Below are 18521 nucleotides of genomic sequence, written 5' to 3' on the forward strand. Positions count from 1 at the left end.
GATCGCCTCAGCTTGTTCAGCGTAGCCTTAGAATCGCATCGCCACCAACATGCCGTAGAACAGCACAGCCAGGAACAGCGTCTCCAGCACCATCAGCGCCATCATTTTTCCCATGCACCTAATCTAACCACGAAAGGGGTGCTTAATGACGCGTTGGACTAGTGGCGATCAACAGCACCGGCTGGAATCTGACTGAGCTCCGAGCGTGAGCAATTGCTGTCGGCGACTCGCAGCTCGAACCTTCATGCCGATCCCCACCATGGCCATGACCATTCGGGCAGCCGACGCGCGCCGGGCCAAGCTGATCCTGATGCTGGAAGACGGCGAATCGCGCGACGCGATCATTGAGCGGCTGGGGTGCGATTCGCGTTTCATCTCGCGTTGGTCGAGCCGGTTTCTGGCCGAGCGGCTGCCGGGCTTGTACGCGCGCCACCCTGGACGAGCACCCGTGCAGCCGCCTGAGAAACTCGAGGCTCGGGTTCTGAACTGCACGCTCAAGCGCAAGCCCTCGGACGGGTCGACGCATTGGAGCAGCTACAAGCTTGCTGCAGAACTTGGGAACGTGTCCGTCTCGACCATGCAGCGCATCTGGCGCAAACATGGCGTGCGCCCCCCACAGGTTGGAGCGGCACATGATCTCCAACGATCCCAACTTCGAAACCAAGGCCGCAGACGTGATCGGGCTGTATCTGAACCCGCCCGCGCATGCGGCAGTATTCTGCGTGGACGAGAAGACGGCGACCCAGGCTTTGGATCGCAAGGACCGGATGTTTCCGCACTCAACACGGCCACTGGCGAGGTGATCGGCAAGACTGCGCCACGCCATACCAGCGAGCAGTTCGTGGCCTTCCTCACCGATGTTGTCGCCAGTCAGCGGCCAGAGCAAGAAATCCACGTCATCTGCGACAACGTGAGCAGTCACAAGACAGAGCGCGTGCGCGACTTCCTCAGCGAACATCCCAACGTCCAAATGCACCACACGCCGACTTACACGTCCTGGCTAAATCAGGTCGAGAACTGGTTTGCGCGCATTCAGCGCGATGGGACCACACGAGGCGTCTTCACCTCGGTGAAGCCTGGATCGCAAGCTGATGCGCTATATCCGTCAACACAACAAGAACCCCAAGCCAATCAAGTGGAAGTACGATGATCCATCGCGGCGAATTCGCCCGGTGCCAATTTAATGACGCAGTGGACTAGCACCGCAAACGCCACGGCAAACCACGGCAGCAGCGGCGGGCGCTGACCCTTTCCGGCTTCCCCTTGTGCCCGCTCATGTCGCTGCACTGTCGCGTGGCTCGTCACAAGCAGTCGAGCGCATCCTTGTCGAGCGCCAGCAGCTTCACTGTCGTGGCGGACTGTCGCATCTCCACATGCGCACCTGTGAATGTGTCGGTAACCTCCACGAGGTCTCCATTCGGACTTCTGACAATCAAGCCATTCGCGCGAGGAAAGCGCTGCACGGGATCATTCGGCGACAGGATGTCCGACCAACGATCGATCACGCAGGTGCCGTAGCTCTGCACAGTCTTGTGCGTGTCGGCAATGAAGGTGGGCGGGCGTACCTGCACCTCTGCAATCGTTGCGCAGCATCGAGTTGCTGCCACCAGGGCTGTATTCCTGCGTGGCGGTCTGGATCTCGGGCGCGGTAGCGGCTGTCGTCAGCTGCACTACGACGCCCGTGCAAGCGGCACTGCCGTACGGCGTGGGCGATCGGCCTTGGCCGACAGCACTGCCTGGGCATCATGCCCACAATCACCTGTCCGCGTGACTTGATCTCCTCGGTGCTGGCGTAGAGATCCGCCACCCAGTTGAAGGCCTGCTGGGGCGGGGTGATGTTGTCGCCCATTGAGGCGAACAACAAGATGCGCGCGTTGATCTCGCGCAGGTCAAAGGCCTTGCCGCCCGCGCTCTTGACTTCACCGCTCCACAGCTTGTTGCCCACAAAGAGGTTGCGCGTGATCCATTCGATCTCTTCGCGGTTCATCAGATAGTAGCCGCCCCACCAATGCTCGAACTCAAGGAAGCGCGGCGGCTCGGTATCGGCTTTCCGGTACAGGTTGTAGTACTTGTCCCACAGGCTGTTGGCGGGGTGTAGGTTCAGCCAGGCCCCGTCGAACTTCCCGTTGCCCAGGTCCGCGGTCAGCGAGGCCAGCCACGTGCCCCCCAGCAGGCCGCCGGAGTAGCGCATCGGATTGTCGCCCTCACCTTCGCTCCAGGCGCCGCTCCAGTACGACATCGGCGCGCCATTGATGACGATCGGCCCCGTGTCGTCGGGGTCGGACGCGGCCAGCATCATGGCCGCCCAGCCGCCCTGGCAGTTGCCGATGATGGCAGGCTTGGGGCTGTCCGGATGCAGTGCCCGAACCTTCTTCACGAACCGCTGCTCAGCCTCGCACACGTCGAGCAAGGTCTGCCCCGGTTCCGGATCTCGGTAGATGATGACGAAATAGACCGGATGGCCACCCCGCAAGGCGACCCCAACCTGCGAGTCGTCCTTGAAGCCGCCGATGCCAGGGCCGTGGCCCGCGCGGGGGTCGATGATGACGTACTGGCGGCGGCTGTCGTCGATCTCCACCCCAGCGGGCGGGCTGATCTTCAGCAGCGCGTAGTTCACCGGACGCTCGAACTGGCGGCCGTCGAGCACGGTCTCGTACTCGAAGTGCAGCACGGGCTTGAGCCCGTCACCCGCTTGCTGGACAAAGTTGTTGCCGCGCTGGCGCAGCGTATCCCAGAACAGGATGGCACGCTGCATCGTGTCTACCGCATAGGCATAGCCACTGGCTGGATCGACCCCGCCCAGCCAGCGGTCCGGCGAAGTCGCGTCTTCGCCGATGGCATCGCTCATCCGACCACGGAAGGCTTCCTGCGCGTGTTCGGTGCGCTTCTGCAGCACAAGGCCGGTCTTGAGGCCAGTTTCACGTGCACGTACCCATGGCGTCCCAGCATCCAGGCCAACCTCCGCGAAGAATTCATCAGACCGTGGGCCACGAACCCTCGCGAGGTTGTGAAACTGCAGTAAGAACGTCCCTGCCTCAGAAACGGGTCAGCTGCCCTACCCATACCAGCGATTAGTTGGAGAGTGGCCATTCAGGCGCTTGGGTGCGTTCCAACCAATTGGCTCAGCCATCGAACCTCGATGCCACTACTAGCGGAACTGGACCGTGAGCCAGATATGAAATCTTTCCAAACACACAGTAAGAAAAATCTTTCTAGCTGAGCGCCACGGGCAGATCTCTTTGGTCGCTAGTTACATGTCCCTGTTCGCAGCGATGGCAAACTTCGTACCGCCTGTCTACGGATGCGGCATGGGCGTCGGCAGTCCTGCTGAGTCTAAGCCTCCGCGAAGGCAATATCGCCCAGTACAATGCGCGTTCGGTCCGTTGAATGCCTCGGCACACTGATCATTCGGTACCGGCCTGCTTTGCCGTAGCTCCATATGAGGCGCACGCTCGCATACAACTACGCCAAAGGAGAAAACCTGTTCGACAGTACCTCCATTGCAATCGATTGCCTTGTGAGCACATCTTTTCCGTGCGAGAGAGAGAAAACCAGCCCCGCCGCCCCAGCGACAAACAGTGTGTCCAGGCCTAGTCTCGCGCCAGCAGCGCAGACGCTCAGGGACAGCACTGCTCCGAGAGCGAAGCCATCGTGTTCAGGCATTGCCTGGCGTAGGCGGCAGACCAGCACTCCCAGCAAGAATTCGGGAACCAACCGGGCAACGCCGCTGCTGAACGAAAGATGATCAGGCGAAGTTGCCCGGCTTTGCTGCGGCGCCGGGTGACGCTCACGCTCTGGCGGTTGAGCATGGCGTCAATCAACGCGTCATTACGACCGCATCCGCTTTAGTTCCTCGATGCGTAGATGATAGCTTCGTTGTAGACAAGCTTTATCGCCACACACGTTGCGAGAATTGCGAAGCCATGCTCGTTGATCCGCTCGTAACCGCGCCTTGTTAGCCGACGTTTTTATCTTTTGATCATAGATTTCTGCCAATGTTTGATCGACCCGGGTAAGTTCTGCATCCCCGCAAATAATCTGCGCTTGAACAGATATGAGCTTGCTGCAATCAAAACTATGCATCAACGCATCCTTCGTCTCATATTGAGTTTCCAGTAGTCCTGGCTTACATAGCCCTTGCAGCAACTTACAAGCGACGTCGCGCCCTACCCATGCCATGTCTTTCGCACCATATTGCTTAACAAAACGATTGATGCCTGCGTGGCTGACCCCCCTTTGCATTGCATTTGCCGCGATTATTTCGTTACAAAGCGAGTCCCTGGCGTAGATTTGCCCATCGCGCCGGTAGCAACTGTGAAAACCGAGCAACCCGGTACCCACAACACTTCGGCGTTCCCCTGAAGCGAACAGGATTGAAGCGCAAGCGGACGCGCACCTGGCATTATTTGTGACTATTGTGTAGACGCGTACCTTATCCATTGCATCGACAACTCGGAAAGCGGCCTCAACATTTCCTCCTGGGCTATTTAAAACAAGGGAAACGAGTCCTTCGTCATCACGGTCAGCGATCTTGGCGAAATTCAGAAACTTCTTGGCATCACCTTCCTGAATCCTCCCCTCCCCGACAACCATTTTCAACCTAAGTTGTGGTTGGTAGTAGATCTTGAAGTCCATCCCTGGCGCCACACCGGGAAACATAAGCACAGTGAAACAAAGCCAGGAAAGCAACCGTTGGATCAAGCTTTGCGCCGCCGCGTGCTGTGCTGTTGGATGCTCAGTGCTGCGCATACACTTCTCCTATGAAAAGCAGGCTTGGCTGAATGGTGAGGGGGCCAGCGTGCGCCATATTCAGGTCGGTGACTCCGGGTTGACTAGCCGTCAGAATCAATGCCGCGATCTTGACTGGCGCACGAACGTGGGCACCCGCATGCAGGCGCGAAAGCCCATGCATTGACTAAGGAGACAAAGCCGGCATTGGTCATCACGTTGATGCCACCGCGCCATAGGAAATGCGGCCGGAGTGATATGCTCATAGCCAAACCTGCCGCCCACCTCCACCGTGGTGTCAATCTCATGGATCTGGGCCACCACCGGGTCTTCCGCGCCGATGTCGCCCAAGGCGTAGCGAACCGGCAACGCCATACTCCAGCCGGTCAGACCGCCGATATTGAACTGCGCACTGCGCATAAGGACCATACCATTCGAGTTGTCTGTCGTATACGCAGGCCCGGTACCACGCCGGGCAGCCGCTCTTTGGCGCCGGCATACTCGGTGGTGGAGCCGATGTCCAGGCCGACCATGTTCGGGATCGTCCCTCGCAGGTCGACGGGGGACGCCATGACCTCGCCGGCCGCTGCCGCCACCATCGTGCCAGCCAGAAGAGATGTGAGGCGAGGGGGATCGACTGGTCCGAGATTGTCAGTAGATGTTATTTGCCCGCGGCCGGCTGTACGGACACCGCGACAGCTTCCGTACAGCCGGCCTCGCCCCGTTCTCCCCCGTCACGGTGTCACCTCTGTCCAGCCGGGGCCCGGGTCAAAGGACCGTATCGCCAACGCCTTGCCTTGGCCGTTTGGACCAAGGTCACTTTGGAAGACTCGCCCATCGTGGCTGACCATGAAACTCTTGATTCCTGTGTCGCCGTAGCGAACCGGCCACGCGATCACCGCAAATCCGCCGAAGAGCTTGCCATTCACGAGATAGTCATACTTGCCACCCGGAGCATGGCTTCCCTGCGAGGTAAGCAGCTTGTAGCGATAACCGTAGTAGCCTCCCTGGCCCCTGCTACGCATGCCGGCCTCAAGGAACGCTGGTCCCAGCGGGCTTTGCGCCTCGCCGGGCTTGGTTGGCCAGTACAGGCCGTCGTGCTTGCCGGGCGAGCTGACGAGCTTCGCCGCGTACACCGACATACCCTGCGTCTTCTGGGCCATCTGCGCGTACTCATTCTGCGCATCGCCAACGGCCAGCAAGGTCTGCATCACCGCCAGTTCGTTGCTGCCGATGCGGCGCAAACGCATTTCCTCAACGCCGGCGCGGGTATCGAAATGCCATCCCTTGGCCGTCTTCACTAGTGGAATTGGCAAGGTCCAGCCGTCGTTGCCTGCCGCTATCCGGGCGCGGTTGCCCCCTTCGGGGCGAATCGCATGCGATTGGCTCCAGGCCTCAAGGAAGCGGTAGCGAATCTCTGCGCCGACCGGTGGGATCAGGTCGTGATAGTTGGCACCAAGCAGTGACTTCATCGCATCGTCGTCGCTGGTGGCAACCGCTTCGCCAAACGCGTTCATCGCAGCCTCGGGCGAGCTGAAATTTTTCTGCGCATGAGCTGGGGCGATCCCCAAGGTCAATAGCGCCAGCACCATGGCGATGGCACTGCCCCAGGCGCAAAACCGGGACCGAGGCAGTCGTTGTGTCGAGTCCATGATCGCGTTCCCCAGATTAGCGTCTACCGCCGCCACGGCCACCACCACCGCCTCCGAAGCCGCCGCCGCCACGACCACCGCCTCCGCCTGCGAATCCGCCGCCGCCGTGACCACCGCCGCCACCTCTGGCCGCACCGCCTTGGCGGTATCCGGAAGACTGCGTACTGGAGCGGCCCCGGTCAAAGTCACGCTGGGCCGTGCCCCCACTGCCCCCTACGCCCTGGAACGCGTTATCCCGACCGCCGCCCGCGCCGCCTCCGCGTCCGCCCCCAGCACGATCCGACACGCCGCCGCGGTCTCTGGCACCACTGCGGTCGTCGCGCCCTCCGCGATCGGCTGCAGACGCCCGGTCCGACGCGCCGCGCCCTCCGCGATCGGCCGCCGACGCCCGGTCCGACCCGCCGCGACCGCCATCTCGACCACGGTAATCGTTGCGCCTGTCGGCACCAGCCGAACTCCTGCCACCGAACTTCTCACGCGAAGCGTTATCGCGGTATGCCACGCCTTTGCGATGCGAGGCGTCGTGCTGCCATCGTCCACCGCCCTGCACCTTGGTGCGGTCAAAGTTCCGGTCGATATTGGCAGCCTTGTTGACGTTGATGTTCACGTCGCCGCCACCCCAGTTGCAGTTGCCGAAGATGGCCCCGGCGGCGGCCAGGCCGACGCCCCATGCAAAGCCGGTGGCCAGCGCTGCGCCCGGATAGTAGGCAGGATATGGTGGCCAGTAGTAAGGCGGATATGCGGGGGAGCTCCAGGCGCCGTAGACAACGGTCGGATTGTAGGCCGGCACGTAAATGACCTCCGGGTTCGCAGGCTCAATCCGCACAACAGTCTGGCTGGGCTGTCCCTGGACCGGAGCCGGAGGCGACTCCACGATTACGTTCTGTTGCTCGTTTGACTTCAGGTTCCCCGATTGTTGCGCTCGCGACCGCAGCCGCTGCACCGCCGCCAGCACATCCTTCTCCTGGGCGAGGAAGGCGTCGCCCAGTTTTTGTGTCCAGTCGAGCTTGTCGTTCATCGGTTCAAGCGCCTGGGGAAACGCCACCAGGGACTTCACGCTGACGTCCCAGGGCTGGCTCTCGACCGCCTTCAGGGCGGCATCGCCTTTCACTTTCGGATTGGCCTTGACCCAGCGGGCTGCCTGCACGATCTCGAGCGGATACGTGGAGGCCATCAGGACCTGGGACAGCACCGAATCCGGGTAGAGCGCTATGGGCGCGACCAGTGCCTCGAGTTCTTCAGGCTTGAAGGGAGCCGGCTGGTCCGACGCAGCTTGCGCATACGCGTTAAAGGCGATCAGCGTCAGACTGGCGAACAGCCCTGCCCCGATATGACGGAACAAATGCATCAGCCAACGGTTCATCCCCAATCCTCCCAGCGTCCGTTTGCCAGTCACCCCTCGAACTGCGGGCCCAATGATCGCTCAAGAACACGGCAATCTCCGGCTAACGTACTGGTGAACGCTGGCGCCTGGATGAGGTAAGCCTTATAGGTTGGTGGCTAATATTGCTAAGGCGGATCCCGTTCCAGAGGGAAGTCGGCCGCAAACGTTGTGTTCCGTACGCGTCTTGTACCCAATCTAGCCGCAACCGTTACGCAAACTGACATGAAATTTTTAGGAAGGGGAAATAAGAAAAATCTGCGTGATCCACTGTCGACAATTTATCGTTATGCCGCCCCTCAGAAAAGTCAGTGAGGTGTCTCGGGTCTTCACGGGCACTCACGGCCGGCAAGTCCCGAGAGCATCCGAGCACCTGCCAGAAAAGCGAACCGGGCATAGGCAACCTCATGCAGGCGTGTAGGTTGACGCCATAGGATCCCACGAACTCTAAAAGCAAATCCTGCGCGAAAGGCAAGGCAAAGCAAAGCAAGGCGGCACCGATCGGCGCCTGACGCGCCGAGCCGCCTCCGGCCCGGGGGCGGCAAGCGGGTACCCGTTTATGTGTACACAGATCCTAATGTGTACACTTGGCCCTGAACGTATCGATCAGGTCGTCGCGCGCGCGGTCTCGTTCCAGGCCAGGCATGACCCGCCCCTGGCTCGTTGTAATGGGTCGTCCAGACGAAGGCTGGTACTCGCGATTGGATGTCGCGGTGAATCGCTCCAGCAACTCCTGGCACTCCGCCGAATTGATATTGCCGGAGGCCGCCTGCACTCGTGACGGGCGATATGGGCTATGCCCTTCCTGCACCGCGTCGCTGATAGCATCGGCAGCGGTAGCCGCACCATCCTGCCGCTGTGCGTGTGCAATGCAATTCGCCCCAAGCGTAGCGCATACAATCACTGCCGATACGATCGTCCGGATGTTGGGCATGCTGAACCCGGAGTATGGGCTTCAATATTGATGTCTCGCACTCAGCGAATGCTCGTCACACGCTGAACGCAGGACCAAATAGCGCACGCAGCCATTCATTTCTGCCCCGCGGTGGCGCGCGCCGCCGCGATGGCCGCGTCACGCTCTTTAGCCGCGCCCGCCTTCTGCTGATCGAAGACGTTCTGCGCCTCAGCGACCTTGCGTTTGTACTCCTTCCTGGCGGCGAGGATGTCCTGCCGCATCTGCACGAGATGATCATCATGAGCTTTCGCCGGAGCCCCGGTTGCCGTCTGCGCCCAAACCGGTGAAGTGATGATTGCCGTCGCAAAAAAGACGGCCGCTGTGAGTCTTCCCATATTCTTCTCCTTTGTCGACTGACGGCAGCATGGTCTAGGCACTTACGCCCGTCTCGTCACATAATTCATGCGTACCAGAAGCTAGTATGGTGGCTGCCCTGCAGAAGTCCAAGGCAAATCAGATCGAGGCAATCGGCAGGGTCGCGCCGCGATTCGCTGCGGAATGCCTAGAGCACCATGACAAGCCGTGCGGCGATCGGGATCAGGCGATATAGCACGAGTCGCGAGAATTTCGTCAACTTGACGATGCCGTCGATGAAGTTCATGCACCGTCTGCACCACGCCAAATCAGGACGGCCGCCCCAGCCAATGTTGGTCCGCGACATTACCGTGACCTGCGCCACCGACGGCAACCACGGCCGCTCGGTCGCCTGGGGCGCGCAGCGCTTCGGTTGCCAGTGCGTGATCTATATCCACGCCACCGTCAGCGAAGACCGCCAGGCGGCCGACGCGCGCGGCTGGGCCGATTCGTTGTGTCCGACACTTCCTACGAAGGCTATATGGAGGTGCCGAAGGACGTGATACAAGGCTATGCGGTGATGGCCGACGAGGCGCTGCATCAGTTGCCGGACGGCCAGCTTCCGACCCACACCGGCCAGTGGCGCTTCGAGCCGTTGGGCGGCACGATCCATGACGGTCGGTTGCACGGACGCGCCAGCACCGACATGAAGGGCGGCATCGCCGGCTGGAGGAAGTCATCGAAGGACACGCGCTGGCGTCGGTGCTAGGCCGGTGCGATCCCGAGGCGGTGGTCATCTGCGAACCGTCGAAACTGCAGGTCAAGACGGAACAAAAGGGCCGGCTCGAGATCCGGCTGACCTTCCACGGCAAACCGGCGCATGCGGCGACGCCCCACCTTGGTGTCAATCCGCTGAACGCCGCCGCGCGCGCTAACCGCGCTGGAAGGACTGTAGCTGCCGACCGACCCGGTGCTTGGCGGCGAATCGGCGCGACCGACCCGCTGGCTACCGGCATGGCAGCAGCCGGACCGCGCCCCGCTCGTGCAAGCCGCCGTGCGTGCGATCGCGCAGGCCGGTCGCTCACCACAGGTCGGGAGCTGGGCGTTCTGCACGAACGGCTCCGAATCCGCCGGACGCCGCCGTATTCCGACCATCGGCTTGGGGCCGGGGTGCGAGGAGGATGCGCACACCATCGATGCATCGATCGCGCTGGAACAACTAGAGGGGGCGCGAGCGATCTATCGCAACCTCGAGTTTGAAATGGCCTGACGGGACTACACCGGCCAGGTACATCGACTGGCCGGTCAGTCTCATTGCTTAGTGGTCGCGGAAGTATTCAAAGCTTGATCGACCTCTGCGCACCTTTTCCCGGGCCCGGAAAAGTCGGTATCTACACGCACGTCCTGGACCAGCACGGCATCGTTTACCACCAGCAGATCGTCCTCAACGAACGCAAGGCCGGCGTTGCAAATGCGGATTCAACCGGTCAACGCAACGGATTGATGGAATCGTTCTGCCGGCGTATCGAAACCTAGTGTCTTTCGAGGGCGTTCATTGAGTTGCCGCGCTACGGCATTGAGCTTGGCTTGCGAGTAGACAGAGAGATCGATACCTTTGGGGAAGTACTGTCTCAGAAGGCCGTTGGTGTTCTCGTTCGAGCCGCGTTGCCACGGATGCTGAGGATCGCAGAAGTACACCTTGATGTCCGTGGCCACTGTGAAACGCTTGTGTTCCGCCATCTCGGATCCCCTATCCCAGGTCAGCGATTTGTAGAGTTCCTGCGGCAATTTGCACGCATGCTTGATGAGCGCATTGACAACTGTCTCACTGTCTTTGCTGGCAATCTTCACCAGCATAAGGTAGCGCGTCTGGCGCTCGACAAGCGTCACGATCTGGCTGCCCTCGCTACCACACAGCAGGTCACCTTCCCAATGACCCGGTATTGCACGGTCCTCGGCTGTGGCAGGTCGTTCACTGATCGACACCGTGTCACAAATCCTGCCGTGGTCGTCCGTCTTTTGTGTGTGATGGCGCGAACGACGCATGGCTCGTGAGCGCCGAAGGTGCTCCAGCAACTCCTTTTTGAGCGCGCCGCGGGCCTGTATGTAAAGGCTACGCTAGATCGTCTCGTGTGACACCTTGTAGTCCTTGTTGACCGCGTACGCATGCTTGAGCCACCCGGCAATCTGCTCGGGAGACCACAGCATCTGCAGCTTGTCCGACACAACGCGTGCCAGCGCGCGGTTCCTGACGAGCTTACATACTTTTGGCCGACGGGCCCGCTCCCAGGCAAGCTGGTCGGCCTGGCTCGCCCGATAGCCCTGACCGCCACCATTGCGCGTGAGCTCCCGACTAATGGTAGAGGGCGCGCGTCCGAGGCGGGTTGCTATGGAACGGATTGAAAGGCCAGCAACGATTGAGCGAGATATCTCCTCGCGCTCAGACAGCGTCAACGCCAGCCTGGAACGATGTCGTTGTGCGGGCTGGATACCGCCGGTTTCCGCCAGAATCCGTTGTACGGATGAGTGGTTACGATCGAAAAGTTGCGCAATATGCTGAAGCGATTCGCCCTTCCTCCAACGCTCCCACATCAGCGCCTTCTGGATTTCCGTGTAGTAGATACGCCGCCTTTGCTTCATTTGCAACACCTCCACTGCTCACGCAGTCTCCAGTGTGTTGCATCGACCGGTTGAATCCGCAAATTGAAGCGGCCGTTCGGCACAGCGGCATGCGAGACCGCGGCGTGGGCCGCCCGCACCGACGTCGTCAACGAGATCGAACGCCTCTAAAATCACCAGCGCAGGCACGATTTCGCACTGATCGTACGAACACCCGCCATGGAGGTTCCCCGATGCGTCGGCCGCTTCTGCGTCGCGTGATATTCAGCCTGGCGCTGATGACGTCCATCAGCGCCGTGGCCGACGATCGCCCTCTCAGCCTTGTCGACCCGGAAGACGGGCAGTTTGATCTCAGCAGCTACCTCCTCGAGCACAAGGGAGCGTTGCCCGTTCCGTTTGTCATCACCGAGCCAGCAGTTGGCTATGGCCTGGGCTTTGGTCTCCTTTTCTTCTCGGAATCCATTGCCGAAACTGAGGCGCGAGCCAAGTCGCTCGGCCAGGAGCGCATGCCACCCAATATCACCTTCGTCGATGGCGCTTACACGGAGAACGGCACGTGGGCCGGGGCGCTCGGTCAACTTCCATACCTGGGGCGGCGACCGGTACCGCTACCTTGGCGGCGTCGCAAAGGTCGATGCGAACCTGGATTTTTTCGGCATTGCGAACCAGGCCAGGGCGTACTCGCTGCAGGGCGCAGGCCTATTCCAACAGCTCCTGGTCCGGATCGGAAATACCCACTGGTTTGCCGGCCCCCGTTATATCTACTTCGATTCGAACGCCGTTTTCAAATTCGGCCAGACGCCCGGGGACCTGGTGGGACAAGGCCGAAACCAGCGCATCAGCGCCGCCAGCCTTGTCGCCGACTACGATTCGCGCGACAACATTTTCTACACCAGCCGCGGGATCTATGCGGAACTCGAGGCCCAGCTCGCACGGGAAGCGATCGGCAGCACCCAGAACTACGAGATTCACGCGGCGCGCGGGTACACCTGGCTGCCGATCGCCGAGACACTGATCCTCGGCCTCAGGGCTGACGCGCGCTTTTCCAGTGGCGATGTGCTGTTTTATATCCAGCCATACGTCGACCCGCGTGGGGTCAAGAAGGCCCGTTACCAAGCCCGCAATGCGATCTCGACGGAGGTGGAATTGCGCTGGGGACTTCCGGCCCCGCTGGTCCTTGCTTGGTTTTATCGGCGTCGGCAAGGCCTATGGATGGCAAAGCTTCGACGAAGCCTCGAACATTGCCAGCGTTGGCCTGGGCTTTCGCTACTTAATCGCGAGAAAGCTGGGGCTCGCCATTGGGCTGGACTTTGCCCACAGCAAGGACCAAAACGCCGTCTATGTGCAGGTGGGGTGCGCGGTGCGCTAGATGCCGGGCAAAATTGCCGCAGCGACGAAAAACTGCCACTAGACCTGGAAAGCAATGATTCTCATGCACTCGCTCTGCTGGCCTGTCAGTCTGATGCGGTATTGCTAGGCCCGATTCGGGCGCTAGCAGCAGTGGAGGCCGGGGCGCTCGTGCAGTTGGATGCAGCAGGCAATGCGGAGCTAACCACGGAATTCGATGTCGTCTACCTGGCGCACCGAACGTTGTCTCCGGCTGCTCAGCGAGCTATCGCCGCAATCGAGGCGCTCGCTTGATTTTGCGAGCCAGCGGCGAGGTTTCCTGGCGAAAACCGCATGCGCGCCATTCTCACGGCCGGCCTTGCTTCGCTCGCGGATGTCGCATGCCGGCCAGTTTGAGACGTAGCGGCCCTTCGTTCGTATGGCCCATCTCGGTGATAGCGGACAAAAGTAAGGCCAGTGTGACGGACCCATGCGCCTCGCATCCTTGGACCCAGGGAGAATGTCCCGGCCAAGCCGGGACATGCATGGCCTTCGATCAGTCCACGAAATCGATGGCTTCGGACGCGCCCCGCCAGGCGTCGAGATTCTTTGCGACAGCGCTTGCCTTCGCGGCCGCGAGTTCATTGGCGATCTTGCCTGCAAACAGATGCAGCGGGGCCGATTCAACAGTCGCGGCCTGGATGATCAGCAGTGCGAGCTTGTCCGGGTCCCCAGCCTGGTGGCCATGCAGGGTGTCGAGATGCAGGTCCAGCGAAGCCTTTGCCTCGGAATAGTCGTCGATCTGCCGTCTGGCCACCGCCAGTGCACCATTCGACAGGAAATCGGTCCGCACCGGTCCGGGATAGACCACTGTCGCGCGAATGCCCAGTTCGGCGACTTCTGCCGCTAGGGATTCCGTCAGGCCAGACAGCGCGAACTTGCTCGCCACATAGCTGCCCCATCCCGGATAGCCCCCCTGGTAGCCGACGATGGACGAGATATTGAAGACGTGGCCGCTGCGCTGGCGGCGAAGCTGCGGCAGCGCATGACGCAGGACAGCCATCGGCGCAAAGAAGTTGACCTCGAAATTCCGACGAAGCTCGTCGTCCGACAATGCCTCGACGGTCCCTTGCTGGGCGTAGCCGGCGTTGTTCACGACCACGTCGAGAACGCCGAACCATTGCACGGTCTTCTCGATGGCCTCGTGGACGCTGCGGTCACTGGTCAGGTCGACCCCGAGCGGTAGAAATCGCTCGGAGGCCGCACCGAATTCCTCCGTTAACGAGGCGGCTGTGCGGGAGGTGGCCGCCACCCGGTGGCCTTGCTCCAGCAGGTGTGTCACGAGTTTTTGGCCGACGCCCTTCGATGCGCCGGTGATGAACCAGGTACGGGATGCTTGCTTCACGGTAAGAACTCCTTGAGTGATGAAACGTTTGGCTGCGGACAGGATGTTTCTTCAGGGCAAGGCGACGCTCATGCCCCCGTCGGCCATGACCACGGCTCCGACGATGAAGCTGGCCTTCTCCGATGCGAGGAAGGCGATCACCTCGGCAATTTCCTTCGGCTGGGCTGCGCGGCGAATGGGTGCCTTCTTGCCATGCTCGGCAAGAAATGCCTGGCCATCGGCATGGATGTGATTGGTGATGTTGGTAATGACATCGCCAGAGCCCACCGCATTGACGCGAATGCCATGTTCGATGGCTTCCAGCGACAGCGCGCGAGTCAACTGTGCAAGCGCACCCTTCGACGCCGCATAGGCCGCGATGAGCGGAAATGCCTGATAGCAGGCGTAGGAACCCACGTTGACGATGGCGCCGGTCTTTGCCGGCACCATCGCGCGCATAGCTTCCCGGGAAAACAGGAACGCGCCCGTGGCATTGACGGCCTGGATGCCGTTCCAGTCATCGAGCGACATGTCCACCAGGGGCTTGTTGATGATGATCGCTGCGTTGTTGACCAGGATGTCGAGCTTGCCGAACCGGTCGATCGCGGTGGCCACCGCCTGCGCCGCGCTTTCCTCGCGCGCCACATCGGCGACGATGGGAACGATGCCGGGACGCGCAAGGGCTTCCACGTTGCTGCTGCGCCCGACGGCAATGACGCTCGCGCCTTGAGCATGGAGCAGTTCCGTCGTGGCCAGGCCGATGCCACTGGCTGCACCGGTAACGATGGCGACCTTGCCTGCAAAGGCGCCGCCCGCTGTGTGAGTGGATGTCATGGTGTTCTCCTTGATTCGCTTGGGTAATGCGTCGTGCGTAGTGCGTACCGGTTCGTCAGAACGGGCTGGCGGTGGGGCGCACGACGATCTCGCTCACGTCGACGTCGGCAGGCTGCTCCACTGCGTAGGCAATGGCACGCGCGATGGCGTCGGGCGTGATGGCGATGCGGCGGAATTCCTTCATGGCCGTCCGCGCGGTGTCGTCAGAGATCGAGTCGGCGAGCTCGGATTCCACGACGCCGGGGCAGATCACCGTCACGCGGACGTTGTCGGTTTCCTGGCGCAGTCCGTCCGAAATCGCGCGCACGGCGAACTTGGTGGCGCAGTAGACGGCGGCAGTCGGCGACACGGATAGTCCGCCGATCGAGGAAATATTGATGACCTGACCGTGTCCCTGCGCTTCCATCGTTGGCAACACCGCGGCAATGCCGTGCAGTACGCCACGGATATTCACGTCGATCATCCGGTTCCACTCGCCTACCTTCAGGGCATTGAGCGGCGAAAGCGGCATCACGCCTGCGTTGTTGATCAGCACGTCGATGCGGCCGAAGGCGTCGAGCGCGAAGCGGGCAAATGCCGCCACGTCGTCGGCGGAGGTCACGTCGAGTTCGCGATAACGAACGATGCCGCCGGACGCTTCGATCGATTGCGTCAGTTCCGCGAGCCGGTCGGTACGGCGCGCGCCAATCACAAGGCGGTGGCCTTGCGCGGCGAGCAAACGGGCCGCACCCGCGCCGATGCCGCTGCTGGCGCCGGTGATCAGAATGACTTTCGACTGTTCGGTTGTGTTTGCCATATTGCATACTCCTATCGTTGGTTCGGGTCTGGCCGGTAAACTCCGCGCTTGACGTGGTACGTTTTCGGCAGGTTGTCTGCCATCAATGAAGCGATATGGTTCGTCAGCCGGTGAGTGAATGTTAGGGATGGCCGGCCTTCCGGCGAATACACGGACCGATGCCGTCATTGCCTATTCCTATCAAGTACGCTAGAGCCGGGCGCGAGGGGAGACTAGAATGGCGCCTATAGCGAACACACAGGAGAACGTGATGTCGAAGGTCCGCTCCCCCGCTTCCCTCAAGATGGTCAGCCTTATCGAGAAACTGGCGCCTAACGAGGGCTACACGCAGTCGACGCTCGATAGCGTTCGGCTGATGCGTTCAGATCGGCCCCTTGGGCGCACGCCAGTGCTGTACGAGCCGAGCATCGTGATCGTCTGCCAGGGCTGCAAGCTGGGCTTTCTGGGTAATGAGGTCTATGTCTACGACGCGCAGCACTATCTCGTGCTGTCTGTGCCGCTGCCGTTTTCGACGGAAACCCAGGCGTCGCCGGAGGAGCCGATGCTTGCGGTCTCCATCCGCCTGGACCTCCTCGAACTCAGCGACCTGATCACGCAGATCGCTGCGGCGGGAGATCTTTCCGACGAGCCGCCGAATGGCATGGTGTCTACACGGCTTGACGAGACTCTGGCCGGCGCAACAGTCCGGCTGCTGGAGGCATTGACGGTGCCAATGGATGCGCAAATCCTGGGACCGAGCCTTGTGCGGGAGATCTGCTATCGGGTACTGACGGGCGCGCAGGGCGGCGCGATGCGTGCCGCACTTGTCCACCACGGTCGGTTTGGCCGCGTCGCGAAAGCGCTGAAGCGCATCCACGCCGACTATGCTGCGCCGCTCAATGTGACACGTCTTGCCGAGGAAGCAGGCATGAGCGTGCCGGCATTTCACGCGAACTTCCGCATGGTGACGCAGACTTCGCCAATCCAGTACATCAAATCGACCCGTCTCCACCAGGCGCGCCTGATGATGATCCGCGACGGCGTCACTGCCGCGGCGGCAGCAGGACGCGTCGGCTACGAAAGCCCCTCACAGTTCAGCCGGGAGTTCAAGCGCCTTTTTGGAAGAACGCCGGTTGAGGAGGCACGCGACATGCGCGAGTCTTTCACCCTTTCGCCGGCGGTCCGCTTTGGTGCCTAGGGCAAGGTCTACTTGATCACGTCTAGAACAACCTTGCCTCTCACGTGGCCGCTCATGCTGTGGCCAAGGGCATGGCCCGCGTCTGACAGAGGAAAGACCGAATCGATGTGGGTGCGCAGGTCGCCCGCTGCATGGAGCGCAGCCAATTTCTCAAGCAGCGGGCCATCGCTACGGGTCGCAAAATGTCTGCCGTTGGCCTGCGCGCCTTGGGCGCGTGCGGAATCAGGTCTGGCAACGGTCGAGACCAGCGTGCCACCGGATTTGAGCACAGACCATGACCGGTCCTGGGTTTCTCCGCCGATCAGGTCCAAAACCAGGTCGACACGTGAAACACGCTTGGAGAAATCCTCGGCACGGTAGTCAATGAAGGCGTCGGCGCCAAGGCTCTGGACATAGTCCCGATTTCTCGCCGAGCCGGTGCCGATCACGCGCGCACCGGCCAGCTTGGCGAGCTGCACGGCCGCACTGCCTACACCGCCTGCCGCACCGTGAATCAGGACGGCTTGGCCGGCTCGCAATGCCCCATGTTCCTGTAACGCCTGCCACGCCGTCAGCGACGCCGCGGGAATCGCGGCGGCCTCGGCAAAACTCACGGACTCTGGCTTGCGTGCCAGACGGGACGCTTCCACCACAGCGCGGGTGGCAAAGGCCCCGACGATGCCAATGAAGCCCATCACATTGTCTCCCGGCTTAAGCGTAGTGACATGGCGTCCTACGGCGATGACGGTGCCAGCAGCATCCACGCCCGGCGTAAATGGCAGCGGCAGTGGAATGAACGCCTGCATGGCGCCACTGACAATTTTCCAGTCGATGGGATTCACTGACGCCGCGGCAACATCGATCAGTACTTCGTTGTCGCCAGGCACGGGGTCGTCCACCTCGGCGACAGTCAGACCGTCAGGGCTGCCATAGGCAGCGACTCGGATCGCTTTCATTAGATGCTCCTGGAAGAGACGCCCACCACGGGGGCATCGAGGGCGAGGGCGGCCTGGACCGGATCAAAATACTCCCGCAGATGCACGATGCGGTCGTCATGGGCGGTCAGGAACACGACGTACTCCTGGCGATAGATGCGGCCGGTCGCAGCAATGAGGCCCTCGGCGTGTACCCGTGCGATCGCATACCGGGGGTCATCCGTCGCTGTCACGACGGCATCGAAAAAGCGGAAGTTCTTCACGGCTGCCGCGAACCAGCTCGCGTGCCGCAGCACGGATTCGCGACCTTCGAGTTTCAGCGGATGGCCCAGACTGGGGGCGTAGGGCAAATCCCAAACGATGTTCTCGGCAATCAGTCCCTGCCATTGCTGTGGCTCGTCCACCAGCCATTGGAGGTGTTGCTGCATGAGCGTTGTTGCGATGGTCATGATGTGGTCTCC

Annotated in this window: 13 protein-coding genes and 6 pseudogenes; 6 read left to right on the forward strand and 13 right to left on the reverse strand. The window is 61.3% G+C overall.

Annotated features, from left to right (window positions below; all coding sequences use genetic code 11):
- The first annotated feature begins 244 nt into the window (after positions 1–244).
- Positions 245–1184: pseudogene (locus tag ACOCMH_RS14975) on the forward strand (IS630 family transposase).
- A 117-nt stretch (positions 1185–1301) separates the two neighbouring features.
- Here ACOCMH_RS14975 and ACOCMH_RS14980 read toward each other — a convergent pair.
- The 7 genes and pseudogenes from ACOCMH_RS14980 to ACOCMH_RS15010 all read right to left on the reverse strand — a co-directional run bounded on the left by ACOCMH_RS14980 (position 1302) and on the right by ACOCMH_RS15010 (position 9051).
- The gene (locus ACOCMH_RS14980; protein WP_427309126.1) at positions 1302–1526 is read right to left on the reverse strand and encodes a hypothetical protein; all 225 of its coding nucleotides are present in this window, start codon (positions 1524–1526) and stop codon (positions 1302–1304) included.
- Positions 1527–1741: 215 nt separating this feature from the next.
- A pseudogene (locus tag ACOCMH_RS14985) lies at positions 1742–2953 on the reverse strand (DUF3141 domain-containing protein); the annotation flags it as partial.
- A gap of 875 nt (positions 2954–3828) precedes the next feature.
- Positions 3829–4749: an ATP-dependent Clp protease proteolytic subunit gene (locus ACOCMH_RS14990; protein WP_427309128.1), complete on the reverse strand. Its 921-nt coding sequence runs from the start codon at positions 4747–4749 to the stop codon at positions 3829–3831.
- Positions 4750–4845: 96 nt separating this feature from the next.
- The gene (locus ACOCMH_RS14995) at positions 4846–5148 is read right to left on the reverse strand and encodes a hypothetical protein (protein WP_427309130.1); all 303 of its coding nucleotides are present in this window, start codon (positions 5146–5148) and stop codon (positions 4846–4848) included.
- Positions 5149–5462: 314 nt separating this feature from the next.
- Positions 5463–6380, reverse strand: coding sequence for a DUF2950 domain-containing protein (locus ACOCMH_RS15000; RefSeq protein WP_427309132.1), 918 nt, complete (start codon positions 6378–6380; stop codon positions 5463–5465).
- A 16-nt stretch (positions 6381–6396) separates the two neighbouring features.
- On the reverse strand, positions 6397–7743 hold the full coding sequence (locus ACOCMH_RS15005) for a DUF3300 domain-containing protein (protein WP_427309134.1): 1347 nt from the start codon (positions 7741–7743) through the stop codon (positions 6397–6399).
- A 1047-nt stretch (positions 7744–8790) separates the two neighbouring features.
- Entirely contained in the window at positions 8791–9051 is a 261-nt protein-coding gene (locus tag ACOCMH_RS15010) for a hypothetical protein (RefSeq protein WP_427309136.1), read from the reverse strand.
- A gap of 312 nt (positions 9052–9363) precedes the next feature.
- On the opposite strand from ACOCMH_RS15010, the pseudogene ACOCMH_RS15015 reads away from it, so the two are divergent.
- The 3 genes and pseudogenes from ACOCMH_RS15015 to ACOCMH_RS15025 all read left to right on the forward strand — a co-directional run.
- Positions 9364–9641: pseudogene (locus ACOCMH_RS15015) on the forward strand (pyridoxal-phosphate dependent enzyme); the annotation flags it as partial.
- 158 nt (positions 9642–9799) lie between these two features.
- Positions 9800–9892, forward strand: a pseudogene (locus tag ACOCMH_RS15020) (hypothetical protein); the annotation flags it as partial.
- Positions 9893–10052: 160 nt separating this feature from the next.
- The gene (locus ACOCMH_RS15025) at positions 10053–10280 is read left to right on the forward strand and encodes a hypothetical protein (RefSeq protein WP_427309245.1); all 228 of its coding nucleotides are present in this window, start codon (positions 10053–10055) and stop codon (positions 10278–10280) included.
- 209 nt (positions 10281–10489) lie between these two features.
- On the opposite strand, the pseudogene ACOCMH_RS15030 reads toward ACOCMH_RS15025, so the two are convergent.
- A pseudogene (locus ACOCMH_RS15030) lies at positions 10490–11650 on the reverse strand (IS30 family transposase).
- Between the two features lie 257 nt (positions 11651–11907).
- Between ACOCMH_RS15030 and ACOCMH_RS15035 the strand changes: the two are divergent.
- Positions 11908–12998, forward strand: a pseudogene (locus ACOCMH_RS15035) (BamA/TamA family outer membrane protein).
- A gap of 513 nt (positions 12999–13511) precedes the next feature.
- Here the strand turns inward: ACOCMH_RS15035 and ACOCMH_RS15040 are convergent.
- From ACOCMH_RS15040 to ACOCMH_RS15050, 3 genes are read right to left on the reverse strand one after another with little or no spacing between them, the layout of a single operon-like run.
- Positions 13512–14360: an SDR family oxidoreductase gene (locus ACOCMH_RS15040; RefSeq protein ID WP_427309138.1), complete on the reverse strand. Its 849-nt coding sequence runs from the start codon at positions 14358–14360 to the stop codon at positions 13512–13514.
- Between the two features lie 51 nt (positions 14361–14411).
- Complete coding sequence (locus tag ACOCMH_RS15045) at positions 14412–15173, reverse strand: SDR family NAD(P)-dependent oxidoreductase (RefSeq protein ID WP_427309140.1); 762 nt, start codon at positions 15171–15173, stop codon at positions 14412–14414.
- A gap of 55 nt (positions 15174–15228) precedes the next feature.
- Positions 15229–15969 (reverse strand): SDR family oxidoreductase, encoded by a 741-nt coding sequence (locus ACOCMH_RS15050; protein WP_427309142.1) that lies wholly within the window; start codon positions 15967–15969, stop codon positions 15229–15231.
- Positions 15970–16219: 250 nt separating this feature from the next.
- On the opposite strand from ACOCMH_RS15050, the gene ACOCMH_RS15055 reads away from it, so the two are divergent.
- Complete coding sequence (locus tag ACOCMH_RS15055; protein WP_427309144.1) at positions 16220–17146, forward strand: AraC family transcriptional regulator; 927 nt, start codon at positions 16220–16222, stop codon at positions 17144–17146.
- 8 nt (positions 17147–17154) lie between these two features.
- Here the strand turns inward: ACOCMH_RS15055 and ACOCMH_RS15060 are convergent, their stop codons facing one another.
- Both ACOCMH_RS15060 and ACOCMH_RS15065 read right to left on the reverse strand, forming a co-directional pair.
- Positions 17155–18081: an NADP-dependent oxidoreductase gene (locus tag ACOCMH_RS15060; RefSeq protein WP_427309146.1), complete on the reverse strand. Its 927-nt coding sequence runs from the start codon at positions 18079–18081 to the stop codon at positions 17155–17157.
- Positions 18081–18509: a nuclear transport factor 2 family protein gene (locus ACOCMH_RS15065; protein ID WP_427309148.1), complete on the reverse strand. Its 429-nt coding sequence runs from the start codon at positions 18507–18509 to the stop codon at positions 18081–18083. The genes ACOCMH_RS15060 and ACOCMH_RS15065 overlap by 1 nt, the downstream gene beginning before the upstream one ends.
- Positions 18510–18521: the final 12 nt, after the last annotated feature.

It is taken from the genome of Cupriavidus sp. H39 (genome assembly GCF_050271075.1).
Taxonomy (GTDB): domain Bacteria; phylum Pseudomonadota; class Gammaproteobacteria; order Burkholderiales; family Burkholderiaceae; genus Cupriavidus; species Cupriavidus necator_B.

Coding starts and splice junctions, on each gene's coding strand:
- ACOCMH_RS15050 (WP_427309142.1), bottom strand. CDS start 15,969: ATGGCAAACACAACCGAACAGTCGAAAGTCATTCTGATCACCGGCGCC.
- ACOCMH_RS15005 (WP_427309134.1), bottom strand. CDS start 7,743: ATGAACCGTTGGCTGATGCATTTGTTCCGTCATATCGGGGCAGGGCTG.
- ACOCMH_RS15055 (WP_427309144.1), top strand. CDS start 16,220: ATGTCGAAGGTCCGCTCCCCCGCTTCCCTCAAGATGGTCAGCCTTATC.
- ACOCMH_RS15060 (WP_427309146.1), bottom strand. CDS start 18,081: ATGAAAGCGATCCGAGTCGCTGCCTATGGCAGCCCTGACGGTCTGACT.
- ACOCMH_RS14990 (WP_427309128.1), bottom strand. CDS start 4,749: ATGCGCAGCACTGAGCATCCAACAGCACAGCACGCGGCGGCGCAAAGC.
- ACOCMH_RS15000 (WP_427309132.1), bottom strand. CDS start 6,380: ATGGACTCGACACAACGACTGCCTCGGTCCCGGTTTTGCGCCTGGGGC.
- ACOCMH_RS15045 (WP_427309140.1), bottom strand. CDS start 15,173: ATGACATCCACTCACACAGCGGGCGGCGCCTTTGCAGGCAAGGTCGCC.
- ACOCMH_RS14995 (WP_427309130.1), bottom strand. CDS start 5,148: ATGCGCAGTGCGCAGTTCAATATCGGCGGTCTGACCGGCTGGAGTATG.
- ACOCMH_RS15010 (WP_427309136.1), bottom strand. CDS start 9,051: ATGGGAAGACTCACAGCGGCCGTCTTTTTTGCGACGGCAATCATCACT.
- ACOCMH_RS15065 (WP_427309148.1), bottom strand. CDS start 18,509: ATGACCATCGCAACAACGCTCATGCAGCAACACCTCCAATGGCTGGTG.